A 16,416-nucleotide genomic window follows, 5' to 3' on the forward strand; every position below is an offset into this window, starting at 1 on the left:
CTCGGTGCCTGTGCCTGGGTGCCGGTGGTTACTTGGCGAGCATCAGCTGCAGGCGGCTGCCTACACGCTGGGCCAGGTCGGCCAGCTCGCCGATGGAGTCGATCACGCGATACATGAACATCACGTTGACCGGGGGTAGTTCGGCCTCCTGCGCGAACAGGATCTCGCGCACCTCGCGCTGGGCCTCGTCGGACTCGTGCTCGATCTGGTCCAGCTCAGTGAGGATGCCGTTGACGACCTCGACCTCGTGGCCGCGGAAGCCCGCCTCCACCAGTTCGTCCAGCTCGTTGATTGCCCGGCCGGCCTGGTCGACCGCATCCACGCTGCGATCGAGGAAGCGCTTCAGCGGCTCGCCCATGTTGTCGGGGAACTGCATCTGCCGGCCCAGCATCAGCCCGGCGATGTCTTTCGCCATGTTGGCGATGCGGTCCTGGATCAGCAGGGTGTCGAGCACGTCGCGGCGCGACATGGCCAGCATCATGCCCTTGGGCAGGTGCAGGCGCAGGTCCTTCTTCAGGCGGTCCGCCTCGCGTTCCAGCTTCGAAATCTTCTTCTGCTGTACCCGCGCGGTCTCCCAGTCGTCGCGGGCCATGGCCTCCATGAACGGCGGGAGCTCGGCGATGCAGGCGCGCACCTTTTCCATGTGCGCCTGTAGCGGGCGTACCGGGGAACGGCCAAACAGCTCGAAGACGAAGTTCTTGGGGGACATGGCGGCGCGAAGGTTGTCACAAAGCGATAATCTAACGCAAAACACCGGAGCGCGCGCTGTCTTGTTGGTCCCGCCGCCGCCCTCTGTGCGGTACACTCATCCGTCAGAGCTGGGGGTGCCCGCGATCGATGCGAGCTGAGAGAGTCCCCTTGAACCTGAACCAGTTAACGCTGGCGGAGGGAAGCTCGGTGCTCGATCCAGTCCGCGCGCGCCCCGTTCGCAGTCTGTCCGGCCCGTTCTGTTCCCTCTGCTGCCACATCCGCATCGCAGAGGTCACCGTATGAGCGCCATTCCCGAGTCCTTCGCCCGCAAGACCGCCCAGGTCTCCGCCGACGTCACGCGCCCGTTTCCCAATTCCGAGAAGGTCTTCGTGCAGGGTTCGCGCCCGGATATCCGCGTGCCGTTCCGCCAGGTCGCACAAAGCCCCACGCTGACCTCCGGCACCCCGGAAGAGAACCCGCCGATCCCGGTCTACGACACCTCGGGCCCGTACACGGATCCGGACGCGACCATCGATCTGCGCCAGGGCCTGACGGATCTGCGCGGCGGCTGGATTGACGAGCGCGGCGACACCGAATGGCAGGATGGCCCGAGCTCCGAATACGGCCGCGCCCGCGCCGCCGACCCGGAACTGGCCAGCCTGCGCTTCGAGCACATCCGCCCGCCGCGCCGCGCGCATGCCGGGGCGAACGTCTCGCAGATGCACTACGCCCGCCAGGGGACCATCACACCGGAGATGGAGTTCGTCGCCATCCGCGAGAACAACCGCCTGCAGGAGCTGCGCGCCGACCCGCGCTACAAGAAGCTGCTGCGCCAGCACGCCGGCGAGTCCTTCGGGGCGTCCATCCCCGAGGCGATCACGCCCGAGTTCGTGCGTGACGAAATCGCCCGCGGCCGCGCGATCATTCCGGCCAACATCAACCACCCGGAGCTGGAGCCGATGATCATCGGCCGCAACTTCCGGGTGAAGGTGAACACCAACATCGGCAACTCCGCGGTCTCCTCCTCGATCGAGGAGGAGGTCGAGAAGCTCGTATGGTCCGCGCGCTGGGGCGGCGACACCCTGATGGACCTGTCCACCGGCAAGAACATCCACGAGACCCGCGAGTGGATCCTGCGCAACTCGCCGGTGCCGATCGGTACCGTGCCGATTTACCAGGCGCTGGAGAAGGTCGACGGCAAGCCCGAGGACCTGACCTGGGAACTGTTCCGCGACACCCTGATCGAGCAGGCCGAACAGGGTGTGGACTACTTCACCATCCATGCCGGCGTGCGGTTGCAGTACGTGCCGCTGACCGCCGATCGGGTGACCGGCATCGTCTCGCGCGGTGGATCGATCATGGCCAAGTGGTGCCTGGCGCATCACGAGGAGAACTTCCTCTACACCCGTTTCGACGAGATCTGCGAGATCATGAAGGCGTTCGACGTCTCGTTCTCCCTCGGTGACGGGCTGCGCCCTGGCTGCCTGGCCGACGCCAACGACGCCGCGCAGTTCGGCGAGCTGGAGACCCTGGGCGAGCTGACGCAGAAGGCCTGGGCGCACGACGTGCAGGTGATGATCGAAGGCCCCGGCCACGTCCCGCTGCAGAAGGTGAAGGAGAACGTCGACAAGGAGCTGGAAGACTGCTTCGAGGCGCCGTTTTACACTCTCGGCCCGCTGGTCACCGATATCGCCCCGGCCTACGACCACATCACCTCCGGGATCGGCGCGGCCAACATCGGCTGGTACGGCACCGCGATGCTCTGCTACGTGACGCCGAAGGAGCATCTGGGCCTGCCCAACAAGCAGGACGTGCGCGACGGCATTATCACCTACAAGATTGCGGCCCATGCGGCCGATCTCGCCAAGGGCTTTCCCGGCGCGCAGCTGCAGGACAACGCGCTGTCCAAGGCGCGCTTCGAGTTCCGCTGGGAGGACCAGTTCAACCTGGCGCTGGACCCGGAACGCGCGCGCGAATTCCACGACGAGACCCTGCCCAAGGACGCGCACAAGGTCGCCCACTTCTGCTCCATGTGCGGTCCCAACTTCTGCTCCATGAAGATTACCCAGGACGTGCGCGACTACGCCGCGGCCCAGGGCGTCTCCGAAGACGAGGCCCTGAAGAAGGGGATGCAGGAGAAGGCGGTCGAGTTCGTCAACAAGGGCGCACAGATCTACCGCGAGGTCTGAGCGACATCCTCGTCATTGCGAGGAGCGCAGCGACGAAGCAATCTGCCTCTGGCCCCACCGGACGTTGCGTCCGACCTGGCTATCGGTAGGCCGCTTGCGGCCCCAACGGCGGCCGTCGGGTGTGTTCGTGTTCGTCTGCCACGCCCCCTTCCGGGGGCTCGCCATGACGCGGCCGGGGGGCACTCTACTGCATGTGGCCGAAGCCGCCCATCAGACCGGCGCCGATGCCGAAGAGCATGCCCAGGACCATCAGGATCAGGTAGATCAGCAGCAGCACGCCAAAGATGGTGAAGTAGATGCGCAGGCGGCCGAGGGCGTACTTGATCGCTTCCGGATCGGCACTTTCGTAGGCGCGCTGGGAGGCGCCGGCGGCCTGCATCAGCACCACGCCGGCCCAGATCGGGATCCAGGCAATGATGATGCCGATGATCGACAGGGCGGTCAGCACGCCCGAGATGATCATCATCACCCCGATCAACTGCATCCAGAATTTTCCGCGAACGAGCGGCTCGATCAGTCCACGGAGGTCGGCCCCGTTGGTGGTGTCCTGTTCCATGTTCAGACTCCTTGTCGTGATGGGCGGATGGCCGGAGCATAGCAGGCCCTTTCATGGTGTGACGCATTCGTTGTTTTGGTGCGCGCCGCCCGTGCATACTCGAGCAAGTGCCAACCCGAAAAACAGGGCCACGCAAGGCTCGTGAAGCAGGGGGATGTATGAGCGATCAGGGACGACGCAGGGATGCCGGCCGCAGCGGGCCGCAGGGGACAATGCTGTTTCAGGGACAGGCCTTGCCCGAGCAGGAAAGTGCCGCGGACACCGCCAGCGAGGGGGCGCCCCCCGGCGGCCACCCGGTGCTGGTGGGGATCTCCGAGCCCTTCGGCCAGCAGCGCCTGACCTTGAAACCGGGCAAGCGCTCGGTGGGCCGTCAGGCGACCAATGACATCGTTCTACAGGAGGGCAGCGTCTCCTCGCAGCATGCCTGGCTGGTCAACGACGGCGGCGAATGCCGGGTGGTCAATCTCTTGTCCACCAACGGCACCTGGGTGAACGACGAGAAGGTGCACGAGGCTGCGCTGAAGGACGGCGACCACGTCCGTTTCGGGCGGGCCGAGTTCGTGTTCCGCCGCCGCGACGACGGTTCCAATGCCCGGCCTGGCCGTGGGCCTCGGTCACGCTGGCGCTGGCTGGGCATCGCGGTGGCGGTCCTGGTACTGGCGGTCGTCGCGCGCATCCTGCTCGAGACGGCCTGAGGTCCGGGGCCGGCACCCCCATGCAGCGGATCGGTCGCTACGGGGTCGGCGAGGAGATCGGGCGCGGTGCGATGGCTGTCATCCATCGCGGCTATGACCCGGATATCCGGCGTCCGCTGGCGATCAAGTGCCTGCAGCCGGACTACGCCCGACGGCCCGAGTACCGCCGGCGCTTCCTGGCCGAGGCGCGCGCCGCCGGCACCCTGACCCACCCGGGCATCGTCACCATCTTCGATGTCGGCGAGTCGGATCAGCAGCCGTTCATCGCGATGGAGCTGCTGGACGGCATCACCCTCGCGGAGTTCGCGGAACAGTTCCGCCCGCTGCTGCTGCGCAATGTCCTGAAGATCGCCATCCAGCTGGTGGAGGCCCTGGACTATGCGCACCGGCATGGCGTCGTGCACCGCGACATCAAGCCCGAGAACATCATCGTCACCAGCGCCACGGCGAACATCAAGGTGATGGACTTCGGCATTGCCCGCACCCTCAGGGACCCCGACTGGCGCGCCGACGACGACTGGCTTGCCGAGGACGACGACGGCTATATCGCAGGATCGCCGCACTATATGGCGCCGGAGCAGGTCCGTGGCCGCGATACCGACGCTCGTGCCGATCTCTATTCCGTGGGCGTGGTGCTGTACGAGCTCCTGACGGGGGCCACCCCGTTTCGCGGGCATGATGTCGAGACCCTGCTGACCCGGGTGGTCAAGGATTCGGTCCCCGCACCGCGGGTCATCGTGCGCCACTGTCCGCAGGAACTGATCGAGCTGGTGTTGCGCCTGCTGGCGAAGGAGCCGGACGAGCGCTACCAGTCGGCCGGCGAGCTACTGGTGGACCTCGAGCGTATCGACGAGCAACGCGCCGAGCGCGAACGGGCAGGTGCCGGGCGTCGGATCATCCCGCTGCGTCTGCGCTGGGCCGCGGTCATGGGGGCACTGGTGGCGGTCACCCTGGTTGTCGGCGGTACGCTGGTACATCAGAAGCAGAACGAGGTGATGACCGATCTGGCGTTTGACTATGGGGCCACGCTGGCGCAGATCATCTCGGTGGAGAGCGCCGAGGACCTGTTGCTGGAGGACACCATCGCGGTCCAGGGCCGCCTGCGCGACATGCAGGCGAACCGGGAGATTGCCCTGCTGAGCGTCGTGGACCACCGCGGCGAGGTGGTGGCCAGCAGCGACCCGGAGGCCCTGGGCCAGCCCTACGAGCCGCCTTCCGAGGACCGCCTGCTTCAGCGTCGCGACGGCCAGGCCGTGTGGTCCATCACCGGGGGGGATGGCGCAGAGCTGTTCATGTTCGAGGCCCCGGTTCGCTACCAGGATCATCACCTTGGGCAACTCCAGGTCGGGCTGTCCACGGGGTCGCTGCGCGCGGCGAACGAGGCCACCTTCATGGCCTTGCTGATGCTCACGCTGGTCACCCTCCTCGCGGTGCTCCTGGGGGCCTACGTGCTCGCCCGGCGTCTTCAGGCGCCGCTGGACCGCCTGCGCGGGGCGCTGGACCAGATCGGTCAGGGGCGGCTCGATACCCGGATCCGTGCCCGTCGACACGACGACTTCGAGCGGGTCTTCAGTGCCTACAACGCGATGGCCGACTCGCTGGAGGCGCGCATGAAGCGCCGGGTCGCCGGGACGCCCGAGCGCAGCGCTGCCGGGCCGGTTGCTGACGGCGACCGCACCCAGGAGCTCGCATCCGACGAGTTGCCGATCGAAGCCACCTCAAGACGTACCGCTACGGATTAACTCCGGCCGTTCTCGCGGTCCAGGGCATCCAGCCGACGCTGCAGTTCCAGGGCTCGCAGGCGATAGCCGCGCGCCGCCTCGAACCCGGGGTCGATCGCCAGGGCCTCGTCCCACAATGCGATGGCGGTCTCCAGGTCCTGGTTGCGGTAGCGCACGATGGCCTCCGCGTGCAGGGCCTCCTTGCGCTGTTGCTCCAGCTCGTCAAGGTGCTGGCGCGCGGTCGCGTGTTGCGGGTCCTGTTCGAGCACCCGGCCGAAGGCCTCCAGCGCCTCTTCGGTCGCGCCTGCCGCGCGCGCCTCCACGCCCCGCCGGTGCCAGTAGCCGATCGTCGCGTCGCGCGCCAGCGGGTCCAGCCAGCTGGCCCATTCGTTCTGCGCCTCGGGGTGCTCGCGGGCCAGCTCCACGACCTCCAGCGCCGCGCCATAACGCCCGGCTGCCAGGTCGGCCTCGATTGCGCGGCGCAAACCGTCCTCGCTGACGCCGGGCGCGGCGTCGGGGTCCAGAGCCATCAGCTGTTCGTCCAGATCGGTCTCGCCACGTTGCGGCCCCGCTGCATCCCGCGGGATGCGCAGCCGTTGCCCGACGAGCAGTCGGTCCGGGCGTTCGATGTCGTTGTAGCGTGCGAGGATCACAAAGCGGGTGGCATCGCCGAGGTGCTCACGCGCCAGCCCGCCCAGGCTGTCGCCCGGCTCCACCGTGTGAACGAAATAGGCCTCGCCCAGGGTCGCCTGCGGATCCCCGGAGAGCTGTTCACGCAGGCCGCGGGCGGCGGGGTTGCCCGGATCATCTGCGAGGATCCGGTCCAGTGCCGAGCGTGCCCGGTCCATCTCGCCGCCCTGCAAGAGCTGCACGATCTCGGCGATCTTGAGGCGCTCGTCCTGCTCCTCACGGGCGAGCGGGTCGGACGGGGCCTCGTCGGTCGCGGCGACCACGTCCTCGGTGGCCTCCGCCTCGGGGTCGAACAAGCCCTGTAGCTGCGCACAGCCGGACAGGAACGCTGTCAGTACGGCGAGCAGGACGAGGCGAAGCAGCGTGGTGTGGGCTGGCATCATGGCAAGGACTGGTGCGGCTCGGCGAGTCCGCGAGTATACGGTCGGCATCAGTCCAGCGGCCACAGCAGGATCGCAAGGGCCGCAGCCAGTAGCGCCAGAAGGCCCAGGGTGGGCCCAATGCGCGCCTTCAGGTGCCGGCGCCAGAAACGCCTGCGCGGCGGCCCGCTCCGCCATGCTGCCAGGGCCACGTTGTCACCCTTGGGTCCGCCGCGACGCGTCGCTTCGACGGCGGCGCTCGCGGTGGCCGAGTCGAGGTCCGGGCTGTCCAGCAGTTCCGCGATCTCGATCGGTCCGATCTGTTCCCAGAAGCCGTCCGAGCACAACAAGAAGCGCGTGTGACGGGTGACGGGGGCCTCGGCGTAGTCCACCTCGATCGGGTCGACCACGCCGAGGCCTCGCAATAGCCGGTTCTGCTCCGGGTGCGTTGCCATTTGCGCCTCGCTTATTACCCCCTCGTCGACCAGCTGCTGGACCCGGGTGTGATCGCGCGTGCGCCGCTGAAGGGTGTCGCCCTCGAAGTGGTACAGCCGGCTGTCGCCGCAATGGGCCCAGCAGGCGGAGTTCGGGGTCACATACAGTGCCACCAGCGTGGTGCCGGGGCGTTGTGACGGATCGGTACCCCCGGCCTCCAGCAAGGCTGCATGGGTCTCGTGGAAGAGAGCGTGGAGCAGGGCACGGGCATCGGCGGCCTGCCCCGCGTAGCGGGTCCACAGGCGTTCGGCGGTCGCGATCGCGGCGTGCGAGGCGCGTGCCCCGCCCTCGTGGCCGCCCATTCCGTCCGCGACCAGCAGCAGGGCGCTCTGCCCGTCCGCGTTTTGTAGCACGGTCACCGCGTCCTGTTGCTCGGCGCGGCCACCCATCTCCCTGGCGTATCCGGTTTCCATGTGCGTGTGGCCCCGCTGATCCCGCGACCATGATGACCGAGTTGATCGGCGCGCGACAGCCCCGGGGGGAGAAGCGCATCGATCCGTGTCTCCCTAGCCGGTGGCGCCGATCCAGAACTGGATAGAGCGGCCGAGGAAGTCGTCCCAGGTCATGTAATGCGAGCCGTCGCACGAGAAGGTCAGGCTGATCATGCCGTTGAACAGGTTGATCGAGGCGGAACGCAGGTACACGGTCTCGTCGGCATAGCGCAGCGCGCGCAACGCCTCCAGCACGCGGCCGACGTCCTCCCTCGGGATCAGCGCCTCCGCGGGGTATGGCTCGTGCGGAAACGCCAGGCAGACGTCCGGGTCGCCCAGGGATTCGTGGGTCAGGATGCGGTAGCGGTACGGGTCCTCGGTGGTCCACAGCGTGGCGCGCGAACTGGAGAAGTGAAATACGCCCTGGAACACGCCGCGCTCGGTGAACAGTTCTTCCAGAATGGCCAGGGCGGTGTCCATGTTCTGGTCCATCAGGCTCTCGGTGCGGCTCTGCAGGAACAGTGTCCCGCGAATCGACGGATCGCCCTTGATCTGGCGCCACTCGCTGGGTTCCTCGTACAGGTCCTCGGAGAAGTCGGGCAGGTTGCGCAGGTCGAAATCCGCGCCGAGAAAGCCCAGCGCATTGCCCTGGTCGTCGCGCACCAGCTGCAATGAGGTCAGGGATGGCCGGCGTCCGAGCAGGCTGATGTAGGCATCCGACAGCAGGAAGCCGTCCGCGGGCACGGCCTCCTTCATGTACGGGCGCTGCGAGCGATCGCGCCCGAAGTGTTCCGGCAGTACGCCAGTGCGCGAGATGTTGTCCGAAAGCTGGACCCCCTCGGTATTCAGCGCATACACGAAGGTCGCCTCCGGGATCTGGCGGATCGCCTCCTCCAGGATCGAGTCCAGCGCCTCGCGGCGTGGCCACGCCGCGCTCAAGCGGCTGGCGATCTCCGCCAGGGGTTCATGCAGTTTGTCCTCGAGGTAGTCGCGCTGGTGCTCGATCGCCTTTTTCAGTTCCGTCATGGTGCGGTGTCGTCTCCTTTCGGTGCGCCACGATTATCCCTGATCGGGGATGGCGTTGTCGTGACGGCCCGCGCGGGCCGTTTGTCCCGGCACTTCGGCCCGTCGAACAGGTCCGAGCAGGAACCATGCCGACGACGAGTCAGCCTGTGCCCGATACTGCGAACATGCCCATGACGAAATCTACCGAATCCCTCCGCCCGGCCCGCCCCGGCGATCTCGACGCTATCAATGGGCTGGTGGCCGAGGCGGTCGAGGACTGGCCCTTGCCCGAGCGCGTGCGCCGGCTCGCCCTGCCGGCCTACCGCTATACCGAGGCCGATCTGATGTTCCTCGAGGTGACGGTGCTGGAGCGTGCGGGCGAGGTGGTCGGCGCCGCCGCCTGGGAGACGGCGGAGACCCGCGAGCTGCCGGAGGGTGCCGCCGATGGGCTGTTGCTGCATGGCCTCTACGTGGGGCGAGCCGCCCGCGGGCAGGGTGTGGGCCGGCAACTGGTCGAGGCCTGCCGGAGCGCCGCGCACGAGGCCGGGGTGGCCGGGGTGCTGGTCAAGGCCCAGGCCTCGGCGGCCAGCTTCTTCGCGGCGATGGGTTTCGTCCCGGTACCGGTGCGCGATCGCGACCGTGACTACGAACAGCGCTACTGGTGGGCGGTGGAAGGTTCGCCCGTCGCCGGCTGACGTCAGCGTCGCGCCCGGTGGCGGCACCAGCGGGCACCGAACAGGCCCCCGACAATGGCCAGCATCAGCAGCCCGAGGGGCCAGAGATGCTCGGGTGAACTCAGGAAGTGGAGCAGCGAGAAGGCGTCCCCGTGTCCGTGGCCGGGGTGGGCCAGGACGGGCGTGGTGGCCAATGCTAGAGCGGTTCCCATGAGGGTGCGCAAGTTCATCTCGGGGTCCTCCTGTCGTTCTGACCCACCATAGCGCGACACGCAGGCCGCTTCAGCAAATACGTGGCAGTTGCTCGCCGGCCGGCAGGATGACGCGGCGCTCCACGCCGGTCGCCAGGCGCCGGATGACGGCCGGTTCGCCCGCCTCCGCCCGTCCGATGGCGACGGCCCCGGCTGTCTCCGCGCGGGTCCGGAGAATCCTCAGGGCCTGAGCGGCCGCGTGTTCCGGAACGGCGGCCAGGAAGCGGCCCTCGCAGGCGGAGTGCAGCGGGTCCAGACCAAGGATCTCGCAGGCCCCGCGCACGTCGTTGCGCACGGGGATTGCGGCGTCCTCCAGCACCAGCCGGCAGGCGGAGGCATCGGCCAGCTCCTGCAGGGCGGCGATCGCACCGCCGCGGGTCGGGTCGCGCAGCGCGCGGACTGGCACGCCGGCGGCCATTAGTGCGGCCACGGCCCCGGCGACCGATGCGCTGTCACTGGGGATCGGCGGGTCCAGGCCCAGGTTTTCGCGGGCGGCGAGGATTGCGACACCATGGCGGCCAAGATCGCCACTGGCGAGCAGTACATCACCGGGCCGGATCGCGCCCGGCGTGATCTGCACTCCTTCGGGCACGACGCCCACCCCGCTGGTGCTGATGTAGACCCCGTCGCCGCGCCCGGCCTCCACCACCTTGGTGTCGCCGGCGACCACCCGCACGCCGCATTCCTCTGCGGCCGCCTGCACCGAGGCGAGGACGCGCCGCAGGTCGTCCAGCGGCAGCCCCTCCTCCAGGATCAGGCCCAGGGTCAGCCACAGGGGGCGCGCCCCGGCCATCGCCAAGTCGTTGATCGTACCGTGCACCGCGAGCCGGCCGATGTCGCCACCCGGGAAGAACAGCGGCCGCACCACGAAGCTGTCCGTCGTCATTGCCAGGCGCCCGCCCGGGGCGTCGAGCACGGCAGCATCGGGGGCGGCGAGGGCCGGGATGCCCAGCGCTGGCAGGATCACCTCGTCCAGCAGCTTCGCCTGCATCCGCCCCCCGCCGCCATGCGCGAGGCGTACGACGTCGGTGGTCATGCCTCGCCCCGATAGTGCAGGTAGGCCGCGCAGGCCCCCTCGGAGGAGACCATGGGCGCGCCCAGCGGGGTATCCGGCGTGCAATCGCGGCCGAAGGCCGGGCAGTCGGTGGGGCGGCGCAGCCCGCGCAGCACCTGGCCGGCGATGCAGGGGCCATCCCCGATCGCCTCGGGTGGGACGAGCCCGAAACGGGCCACGGCGTCGAACCGGGCGTATTCCGGGCGCAGCCCGAGGCCGCTGGCGGGCAGGCGTCCCATGCCACGCCATTCGCGCTCGACCGGCTCGAAGACGCGAGAGACCGCAGCGCGCGCGGCTGCGTTGCCGTCGTCCGGCGCGGCCCGGTCGTAGCGGTTCTCCACCCGGGCCGCGCCGCGTTCCAGTTGCTCCACGCAGGCGTGGATCCCGGCCAGCAGGTCCACCGGCTCGAAGCCGGTCACCACGATCGGGACCCGGAAGCGTTCGGCGATCGCGTGATAGGCGGCCGCCCCCTCCACCGTGCAGACATGGCCGGCGGCCAGGAAGCCCTGGATGCGGTTGTCCGGGTCGGCCAGCAGGGCCTCCATCGCCGGCGGTACCAGCGAGTGCGAGACCAGCAGCGACACGTTGGCCAGGCCCAGGGCCTCGGCCTGCAGCACGGCGATTGCGGCGGCCGGGGCGGTGGTCTCGAAGCCCACCGCCAGCAGCACGACCTCGCGCTCCGGGTGTTCGCGCGCCAGCGCCACCGCATCCAGCGGCGAGTAGATCACGCGCACCTCGCCCCCGGCCGCGCGCGCCGCGTTCAGGTCCCCCAGCGCCCCGGGCACGCGCAGCATGTCGCCGAAGGTGCAAAGCATCACCTCCGGGTGGCGGGTCAGCAGTACCGCCTGGTCCAGGGTCTCGGCCGGGGTCACGCAGACCGGGCAGCCGGGCCCGTGGATCAGCTCGACGGCGTCCGCCAGCAGTTCATCCAGGCCATGGCGCAGGATCGCGTGGGTCTGGCCGCCGCAGACCTCCATCAGCGTCCAGCGCCGGGTGCAGGTGGCGCGGATCGCTTCCACCTGACGCAGGATCAGCGCCGGGTCGCGGTATTCGTCCAGGTGCTTCACGGGCCCTCCGGGGCCGGCGGGTCGTGCGCGGGGATTTCGCGCAGGGCCGCCAGGGTGCGTTCGGCAGCGGCCTCGTCGAGGGTGGCGATCGCGATGCCGGCGTGGACCAGCACGTAGTCGCCGGGCCCGGCCTCGGGGGTGCAGGCCAGCGAGACCATGCGCGTGACGCCACCGAAGGCTACGCGCGCCTGGCGGAACAGCGGGTCGACACCGTCCACGCTGTCGATACGACCGGGGATGGCAAGGCACATGGGCTCAGTCTCCGTTCGGGGGCACTGCGGCCCGGCGCCCGATCAGCGCCTGGCCCAGCGCCAGCCCGCCGTCATTGGGCGGGATGCGTTGCGGCCACAGCGCACGGAAGCCGGCGGCCTGCAGCGCGTCCACGCATTGTTGCAGCAACCACCGATTCTGGAAGCATCCGCCGGTCAGCGCCACGGTTGCATGCCCCCCGGCCCGGGCGGCGTCGACCGCGAATCCGGCCAGCGCCCCGTGCAGGCGGGCCGCCATGCGTCCGGGTGTCGCCGCGCCGGCATGATCGGCCAGCAGGGCGGCGACCAGCGGGCCCCAGTCGGCCCGCCACGGTGTTGTGGCGGTACTCAGCGAAATGCCGGAGGCGTCGACCCCGCCCCCTGCGGCTTCCGCCGCCTGCTGCACGAGCATGGCCGCCTGCCCCTCGAAGCCGGCACCGGTGCGCAGCCCTTCCAGCGCCGCGACCGCGTCGAACAGCCGCCCGACGCTGGTCGTCCAGGGGGCGTGGATCCCTCGCTCCAGTGCAGCGAGCAGCGGGTGCCATTCCGCAGCGGTAAACAAGGCCCGCGCGGGGCTCGCCTCCAGCGCGGCCGGATCGCCGTCGAAGTGGGCATGCAGCAGGCCCAGCAGGGCGCGCCGGGGTTCGCGGATCGCGGCCTCGGCCCCGGGCAGGCGGAAGGGCCGCAGATGACCCCGCCGTTGAAAGCCCCCGTCGGCGTCCACTGCCAGGCATTCGCCGCCCCACAGCGTGCCGTCCTCGCCGAGGCCCATGCCGTCCCAGACCAGCGCCACGGCCGGTTCGCGTACCCCGTGCTCCGCCAGGCAGGCCGCCGCGTGGGCGTGATGGTGCTGTACGGCGACGACCGGAGGCCCCCAGCCCCCGGCCAGCGACGTGGAGGCGTAGTCGGGATGCCGGTCGCAGGCGACGCGCGCGATGTCCACGCCACAGAGCTCGCCCAGTGCGCGGGCCTCGCCAGCCAGCCGGTGCAGGGCCGCATCGCTGTCCAGGTCGCCGACGTGGGCGCCGACGACCATCTCGTTCTCCAGGGCCAGGGCCGGGGCGGCCTTCAGGTGGCCCCCCAGTGCAAGGGTGACGGGCCCGGCGTCTGGCAGGGGCACTCGCAGCGGCGCATACCCGCGGCCGAGGCGCAGGCATTGAGGCCGGCCCGCGGCGATCTGGACCACCGAATCGTCCAGTGCCCGCGCGATCGGCCGGTCGTGGTCCAGGATCCCGTCCGCGATCATGCCCAGTCGGGTCACCGCCTCCGCGGTGTCGATACAAAGGGGCTCGCCGCCGCGGTTGCCCGAGGTGCAGACCAGCGGGCCGGCGAAGCCCTCCAGCAGCAGGTGATGCAGTGGCGTCGCCGGCCGCATCAGTCCCAGACGGTTGAACCCCGGCGCCACGCCCTCCGCCAGCGGGGCGCCGGGCCGGCGGTCCACCAGCACGATCGGTGCCTCCGGCGCATCCAGCAGCGTACGTTCGGCGCCGGTGGCACGTGCCACTTGGTCCAGCCAGTCGCCATCCGGCAGCATGACCGCCAGCGGCTTCTCCGGGCGCTGCTTGCGCGCGCGCAGGCGGGCCACCGCATCCTGGCGGGTCGCGTCCACCAGGAGCTGGAACCCGCCCAGACCCTTCAGCGCCAGGATCTGCCCCTCGCGCAGGGCGCTGACTGCCGCGTGCAGGGCCGCATCGCCGGTGGTGTGTTCGCTTCCGTCCGGGCCGCGCAGCGTTACCTGCGGCCCGCAGTCCGGGCAGGCCATGGCCTCCGCGTGAAAGCGCCGGTCCCCCGGGGCCTCGAACTCCGCCCGGCAGGCCGCGCACAGCGGGAATCCGTCCAGGGTGGTCTGCGAACGGTCCCAGGGCAGGGCCGTCGCTATACTCCAGCGCGGCCCGCAGGCCGTACAGGCGGTAAACGGGTAGCGGTGGCGCCGCGCCGCGGGGTCACGGATCTCGGCGCGGCAGTCGGGGCAGGGTGCACGGTCCGGTGCCAGGGCCGGCGCGCCGCCCTGCCCGGGGCCCTGAACCACGCGGAAGGTGGTATCGCCGACGGGGCGAGATGCCGTCACGGTGATCGCATCGACCCGCGCGGCCGGCGGGGCCTCCTGCTCCAGGGCCGCCCGCAGCGCGACCAGCGCCGCTTCTCGTCCCTCGGCCTCGATGACCACGCCGGACGGCGTGTTGCCCACCGAGCCGGTGATGCCGAGCCGCCGGGCCCGCTCCGCGACAAACGGCCGGAAGCCAACGCCCTGAACCCGGCCGGTGACCACCAGGTGCCAGCGCGCAGGCGACGGGGCGCGTGTCGCGGCGGCGCTCACGCCACGTCCAGGCTCCGCAGCAGGATCTGCTGGGCCTCGGGGTGGGTCTCGTCGTCCGAGGTCTCCACCTCCAGCTCGGCCCCCTCGGCGACGGTGCCGCGGGTGCCGTCCTCGAAGTGCTCGCGGAAATGCTCCGGCGTGATATGCGACAGCGCGCCCAGCCATACCCGCACCCGGGTGACCCGCTCCGCGTTGTTGTCGACCGCCACCTGCTCGATCTTGCGCATCAAATCGGCCATCAGCGAAAACTCGTGCATGCATCCTCCTCCGGGGACTCGTCGTGGTCCCGGTTGCCGGTCTCACCGGCGTCCGTGGTGCTACCCGAAGAAGCAGGCGTGGTCGTCCGCGCCGATGATCTTCAGGGCCTCATCCAGCGACGAGGTCCGGTTTCGGATCATGGCGGTGCCAGGCGAGATCCGATCGCAGCCAGAAGATCTTCCAGGCGCCCGATTTTTTGACCAGTGTGGTCTTGGCAATAGGTATCTCCAGCGTACGCCCCGAGTCGTCCCAGGCCGGCCGCCGCTCGAACAGCAGCACGCTCTGACCCTTGATGCGATAGGCAAGATCGACCTGATCCCGGAGATGCGCGGGAGGCCTGCGGCGTTCCACGAAGGCGTCGACGGCTTTTCTATCCGCTTTCGTTCGAACTCACTTAATGGCATCCATGACTCCCGAACATCAAGTCACCCAGGGAAACACATTGTCTCGGAACAAACGGGGCACCAACGTGGGCGTGGACACCGGTCCATGTCTCCCTAGCTGATGGCGTGTTTCTTCATACGGTACAGCAGGGTGTCGCGGGTCAGGCCCAGCAGGCGCGCGGCGCGCGAGCGATTGCCGCGAGTCTGTTCCAGTGCCTGGCGGATCAGTTCCATCTCCACCCGTTCCAGACTCAGGCCGTCCGGAGGGATAATCCACGGCCCGCCCGCCTGACCCGGGGGTAGCTGCATCCAGTGGTCCGGGATGTCGCCCGGCGCCACCTGCTGGCCCGGCATGAAGATCACGCAGCGCTCCACTAGGTTCTTCAGCTCGCGGACATTGCCCGGCCATGGCCACTGGGCCAGCCACCTGCGCAGCGCTGGCGCAAAGGTCGGCGGCGTCAGTCCATGGTGGGCGGCCAGCGTGTTGCGAAAGTGCTCGGTGAGCAGCGGGATATCGCCCTGGCGCAGGCGCAGCGGCGGCATCTCCAGTGGCACCACCTGCAGGCGGTAATAGAGATCAGCGCGAAACTGTCCGGCACCGACCCACGCATGCAGGTCCTGATGGGTGGCGGCGATCACGCGCACGTCCACGTGTTCGGTCGTCCCCGCGCCCAGGGGTTGGCATTCCCCGGCCTCTAGGAACCGCAGCAGCTTGGCCTGCGCCCCAGCCGGCAGCTCGGCGATCTCGTCGAGGAATAACGTGCCCCCAGCCGCTTGCTGTACCAGCCCGGTCTGGTGGGAGTTGGCACCGGTAAAGGCCCCGCGCCGGTGGCCGAACAGCTCCGATTCGACCAGTTCTGCGGGCAGGGCCGCACAGTTCAACGTTACCAGCGGCCCGTCCGGGCGTCGGCTCTGCGCATGAATGCGCCGCGCCAGTCGCTCCTTGCCGGTACCACTTTCGCCGAGCACCAACACGGTGGCATCGGTGGCCGCCACCATGCTGACCTGGCGCAGCACGGCCTGCAGTTCCGGGGAATTGCCGATGATTTCAGCACCCGTCTGATCGGATCTGGTTTCTATCCCCACCGTCCGTACCTATTCAGCCAGCCGCCGTGGCCGGCAGTTCCTGTGGATTGCCTTCAATATAGCCTGCCTAACCCCGCGAGTACTGACAAACCAGATCGCTGGCGCATGTGCGATATCACCCGTGCCCTGTGGCAAATGCCACATGCGGGTGAACCCGTTTATAGCCCCTGCGGTTACCCATCTGCCAAAAAATCATGCCAATTCATAGCGCTGCATTCGATGGCCCGCCGCTTGACCGGTTTGGCCT

Annotated in this window: 17 protein-coding genes and 1 riboswitch; of the genes, 4 read left to right on the plus strand and 13 right to left on the minus strand. The window is 69.2% G+C overall.

Annotated elements, in window-relative coordinates; all coding sequences use genetic code 11:
* Positions 1-28: 28 nt before the first annotated feature.
* Positions 29-709: a TIGR00153 family protein gene (locus G333_RS0103940; RefSeq protein WP_018144982.1), complete on the minus strand. Its 681-nt coding sequence runs from the start codon at positions 707-709 to the stop codon at positions 29-31.
* Positions 710-810: 101 nt separating this feature from the next.
* A riboswitch (TPP riboswitch) is annotated at positions 811-908 on the plus strand.
* Positions 909-989: 81 nt separating this feature from the next.
* Between G333_RS0103940 and thiC the strand changes: the two genes are divergently transcribed.
* A complete protein-coding gene (gene thiC / locus G333_RS0103945) occupies positions 990-2,879 on the plus strand; it encodes a phosphomethylpyrimidine synthase ThiC (RefSeq protein ID WP_018937495.1) in 1,890 nt (629 codons plus the stop codon).
* 184 nt (positions 2,880-3,063) lie between these two features.
* On the opposite strand, the gene G333_RS0103950 is transcribed toward thiC, so the two are convergent.
* Positions 3,064-3,435 carry a DUF5362 family protein gene (locus tag G333_RS0103950; RefSeq protein WP_018937494.1) on the minus strand — a complete coding sequence of 124 codons (372 nt, stop codon included), beginning with the start codon at positions 3,433-3,435 and terminating at the stop codon, positions 3,064-3,066.
* A 212-nt stretch (positions 3,436-3,647) separates the two neighbouring features.
* Between G333_RS0103950 and G333_RS0103955 the strand changes: the two genes are divergently transcribed.
* Complete coding sequence (locus G333_RS0103955) at positions 3,648-4,130, plus strand: FHA domain-containing protein (protein WP_019627720.1); 483 nt, start codon at positions 3,648-3,650, stop codon at positions 4,128-4,130.
* A 20-nt stretch (positions 4,131-4,150) separates the two neighbouring features.
* A complete protein-coding gene (locus tag G333_RS0103960; RefSeq protein ID WP_019627721.1) occupies positions 4,151-5,872 on the plus strand; it encodes a serine/threonine-protein kinase in 1,722 nt (573 codons plus the stop codon).
* On the opposite strand, the gene G333_RS0103965 is transcribed toward G333_RS0103960, so the two are convergent.
* The 3 genes from G333_RS0103965 to G333_RS0103975 all read right to left on the minus strand — a co-directional run bounded on the left by G333_RS0103965 (position 5,869) and on the right by G333_RS0103975 (position 8,852).
* Positions 5,869-6,924 carry a LysM domain-containing protein gene (locus G333_RS0103965; protein WP_019627722.1) on the minus strand — a complete coding sequence of 352 codons (1,056 nt, stop codon included), beginning with the start codon at positions 6,922-6,924 and terminating at the stop codon, positions 5,869-5,871. The two genes, G333_RS0103960 and G333_RS0103965, sit on opposite strands and share 4 nt — an antisense overlap.
* A gap of 47 nt (positions 6,925-6,971) precedes the next feature.
* Positions 6,972-7,808: a PP2C family serine/threonine-protein phosphatase gene (locus tag G333_RS0103970; protein ID WP_026340875.1), complete on the minus strand. Its 837-nt coding sequence runs from the start codon at positions 7,806-7,808 to the stop codon at positions 6,972-6,974.
* A gap of 93 nt (positions 7,809-7,901) precedes the next feature.
* Positions 7,902-8,852: a PDC sensor domain-containing protein gene (locus G333_RS0103975; RefSeq protein WP_018168824.1), complete on the minus strand. Its 951-nt coding sequence runs from the start codon at positions 8,850-8,852 to the stop codon at positions 7,902-7,904.
* 170 nt (positions 8,853-9,022) lie between these two features.
* On the opposite strand from G333_RS0103975, the gene G333_RS0103980 reads away from it, so the two are divergent.
* Positions 9,023-9,526, plus strand: coding sequence for a GNAT family N-acetyltransferase (locus tag G333_RS0103980; protein ID WP_143592439.1), 504 nt, complete (start codon positions 9,023-9,025; stop codon positions 9,524-9,526).
* A gap of 2 nt (positions 9,527-9,528) precedes the next feature.
* On the opposite strand, the gene G333_RS0103985 is transcribed toward G333_RS0103980, so the two are convergent.
* From G333_RS0103985 to G333_RS0104020, 8 genes are all read right to left on the minus strand, one after another.
* On the minus strand, positions 9,529-9,735 hold the full coding sequence (locus G333_RS0103985) for a hypothetical protein (RefSeq protein ID WP_018168826.1): 207 nt from the start codon (positions 9,733-9,735) through the stop codon (positions 9,529-9,531).
* Positions 9,736-9,787: 52 nt separating this feature from the next.
* Positions 9,788-10,792, minus strand: coding sequence for a hydrogenase expression/formation protein HypE (gene hypE / locus G333_RS0103990; RefSeq protein WP_019627724.1), 1,005 nt, complete (start codon positions 10,790-10,792; stop codon positions 9,788-9,790).
* Positions 10,789-11,877, minus strand: coding sequence for a hydrogenase formation protein HypD (hypD, locus tag G333_RS0103995; protein WP_019627725.1), 1,089 nt, complete (start codon positions 11,875-11,877; stop codon positions 10,789-10,791). The genes hypE and hypD overlap by 4 nt, the downstream gene beginning before the upstream one ends.
* Positions 11,874-12,128 carry a HypC/HybG/HupF family hydrogenase formation chaperone gene (locus tag G333_RS0104000; protein ID WP_018649597.1) on the minus strand — a complete coding sequence of 85 codons (255 nt, stop codon included), beginning with the start codon at positions 12,126-12,128 and terminating at the stop codon, positions 11,874-11,876. Before G333_RS0104000 ends, hypD begins: the two co-directional genes overlap by 4 nt.
* A 4-nt stretch (positions 12,129-12,132) precedes the next feature.
* Positions 12,133-14,442 carry a carbamoyltransferase HypF gene (hypF, locus tag G333_RS0104005; RefSeq protein ID WP_019627726.1) on the minus strand — a complete coding sequence of 770 codons (2,310 nt, stop codon included), beginning with the start codon at positions 14,440-14,442 and terminating at the stop codon, positions 12,133-12,135.
* Positions 14,439-14,699, minus strand: coding sequence for a hydrogenase maturation nickel metallochaperone HypA (locus G333_RS0104010; protein WP_018950896.1), 261 nt, complete (start codon positions 14,697-14,699; stop codon positions 14,439-14,441). Before G333_RS0104010 ends, hypF begins: the two co-directional genes overlap by 4 nt.
* A gap of 109 nt (positions 14,700-14,808) precedes the next feature.
* Positions 14,809-15,051, minus strand: coding sequence for a DUF3024 domain-containing protein (locus tag G333_RS14220; RefSeq protein WP_019627727.1), 243 nt, complete (start codon positions 15,049-15,051; stop codon positions 14,809-14,811).
* A 146-nt stretch (positions 15,052-15,197) separates the two neighbouring features.
* Complete coding sequence (locus G333_RS0104020; protein ID WP_026289117.1) at positions 15,198-16,130, minus strand: sigma-54-dependent Fis family transcriptional regulator; 933 nt, start codon at positions 16,128-16,130, stop codon at positions 15,198-15,200.
* Positions 16,131-16,416 lie beyond the last annotated feature (286 nt).

It is taken from the genome of Thioalkalivibrio sp. AKL10 (genome assembly GCF_000381845.1).
Classification (GTDB): Bacteria; Pseudomonadota; Gammaproteobacteria; order Ectothiorhodospirales; family Ectothiorhodospiraceae; genus Thioalkalivibrio; species Thioalkalivibrio versutus.

What these genes read in the sequence shown, in the direction of transcription:
- G333_RS0103940 (WP_018144982.1), bottom strand. Translation starts at nt 709, where the DNA reads ATGTCCCCCAAGAACTTCGTCTTCGAGCTGTTTGGCCGTTCCCCGGTA.
- thiC (WP_018937495.1), top strand. Translation starts at nt 990, where the DNA reads ATGAGCGCCATTCCCGAGTCCTTCGCCCGCAAGACCGCCCAGGTCTCC.
- G333_RS0103950 (WP_018937494.1), bottom strand. Translation starts at nt 3,435, where the DNA reads ATGGAACAGGACACCACCAACGGGGCCGACCTCCGTGGACTGATCGAG.
- G333_RS0103955 (WP_019627720.1), top strand. Translation starts at nt 3,648, where the DNA reads ATGCTGTTTCAGGGACAGGCCTTGCCCGAGCAGGAAAGTGCCGCGGAC.
- G333_RS0103960 (WP_019627721.1), top strand. Translation starts at nt 4,151, where the DNA reads ATGCAGCGGATCGGTCGCTACGGGGTCGGCGAGGAGATCGGGCGCGGT.
- G333_RS0103965 (WP_019627722.1), bottom strand. Translation starts at nt 6,924, where the DNA reads ATGATGCCAGCCCACACCACGCTGCTTCGCCTCGTCCTGCTCGCCGTA.
- G333_RS0103970 (WP_026340875.1), bottom strand. Translation starts at nt 7,808, where the DNA reads ATGGAAACCGGATACGCCAGGGAGATGGGTGGCCGCGCCGAGCAACAG.
- G333_RS0103975 (WP_018168824.1), bottom strand. Translation starts at nt 8,852, where the DNA reads ATGACGGAACTGAAAAAGGCGATCGAGCACCAGCGCGACTACCTCGAG.
- G333_RS0103980 (WP_143592439.1), top strand. Translation starts at nt 9,023, where the DNA reads ATGACGAAATCTACCGAATCCCTCCGCCCGGCCCGCCCCGGCGATCTC.
- G333_RS0103985 (WP_018168826.1), bottom strand. Translation starts at nt 9,735, where the DNA reads ATGAACTTGCGCACCCTCATGGGAACCGCTCTAGCATTGGCCACCACG.
- hypE (WP_019627724.1), bottom strand. Translation starts at nt 10,792, where the DNA reads ATGACCACCGACGTCGTACGCCTCGCGCATGGCGGCGGGGGGCGGATG.
- G333_RS0104000 (WP_018649597.1), bottom strand. Translation starts at nt 12,128, where the DNA reads ATGTGCCTTGCCATCCCCGGTCGTATCGACAGCGTGGACGGTGTCGAC.
- G333_RS0104010 (WP_018950896.1), bottom strand. Translation starts at nt 14,699, where the DNA reads ATGCACGAGTTTTCGCTGATGGCCGATTTGATGCGCAAGATCGAGCAG.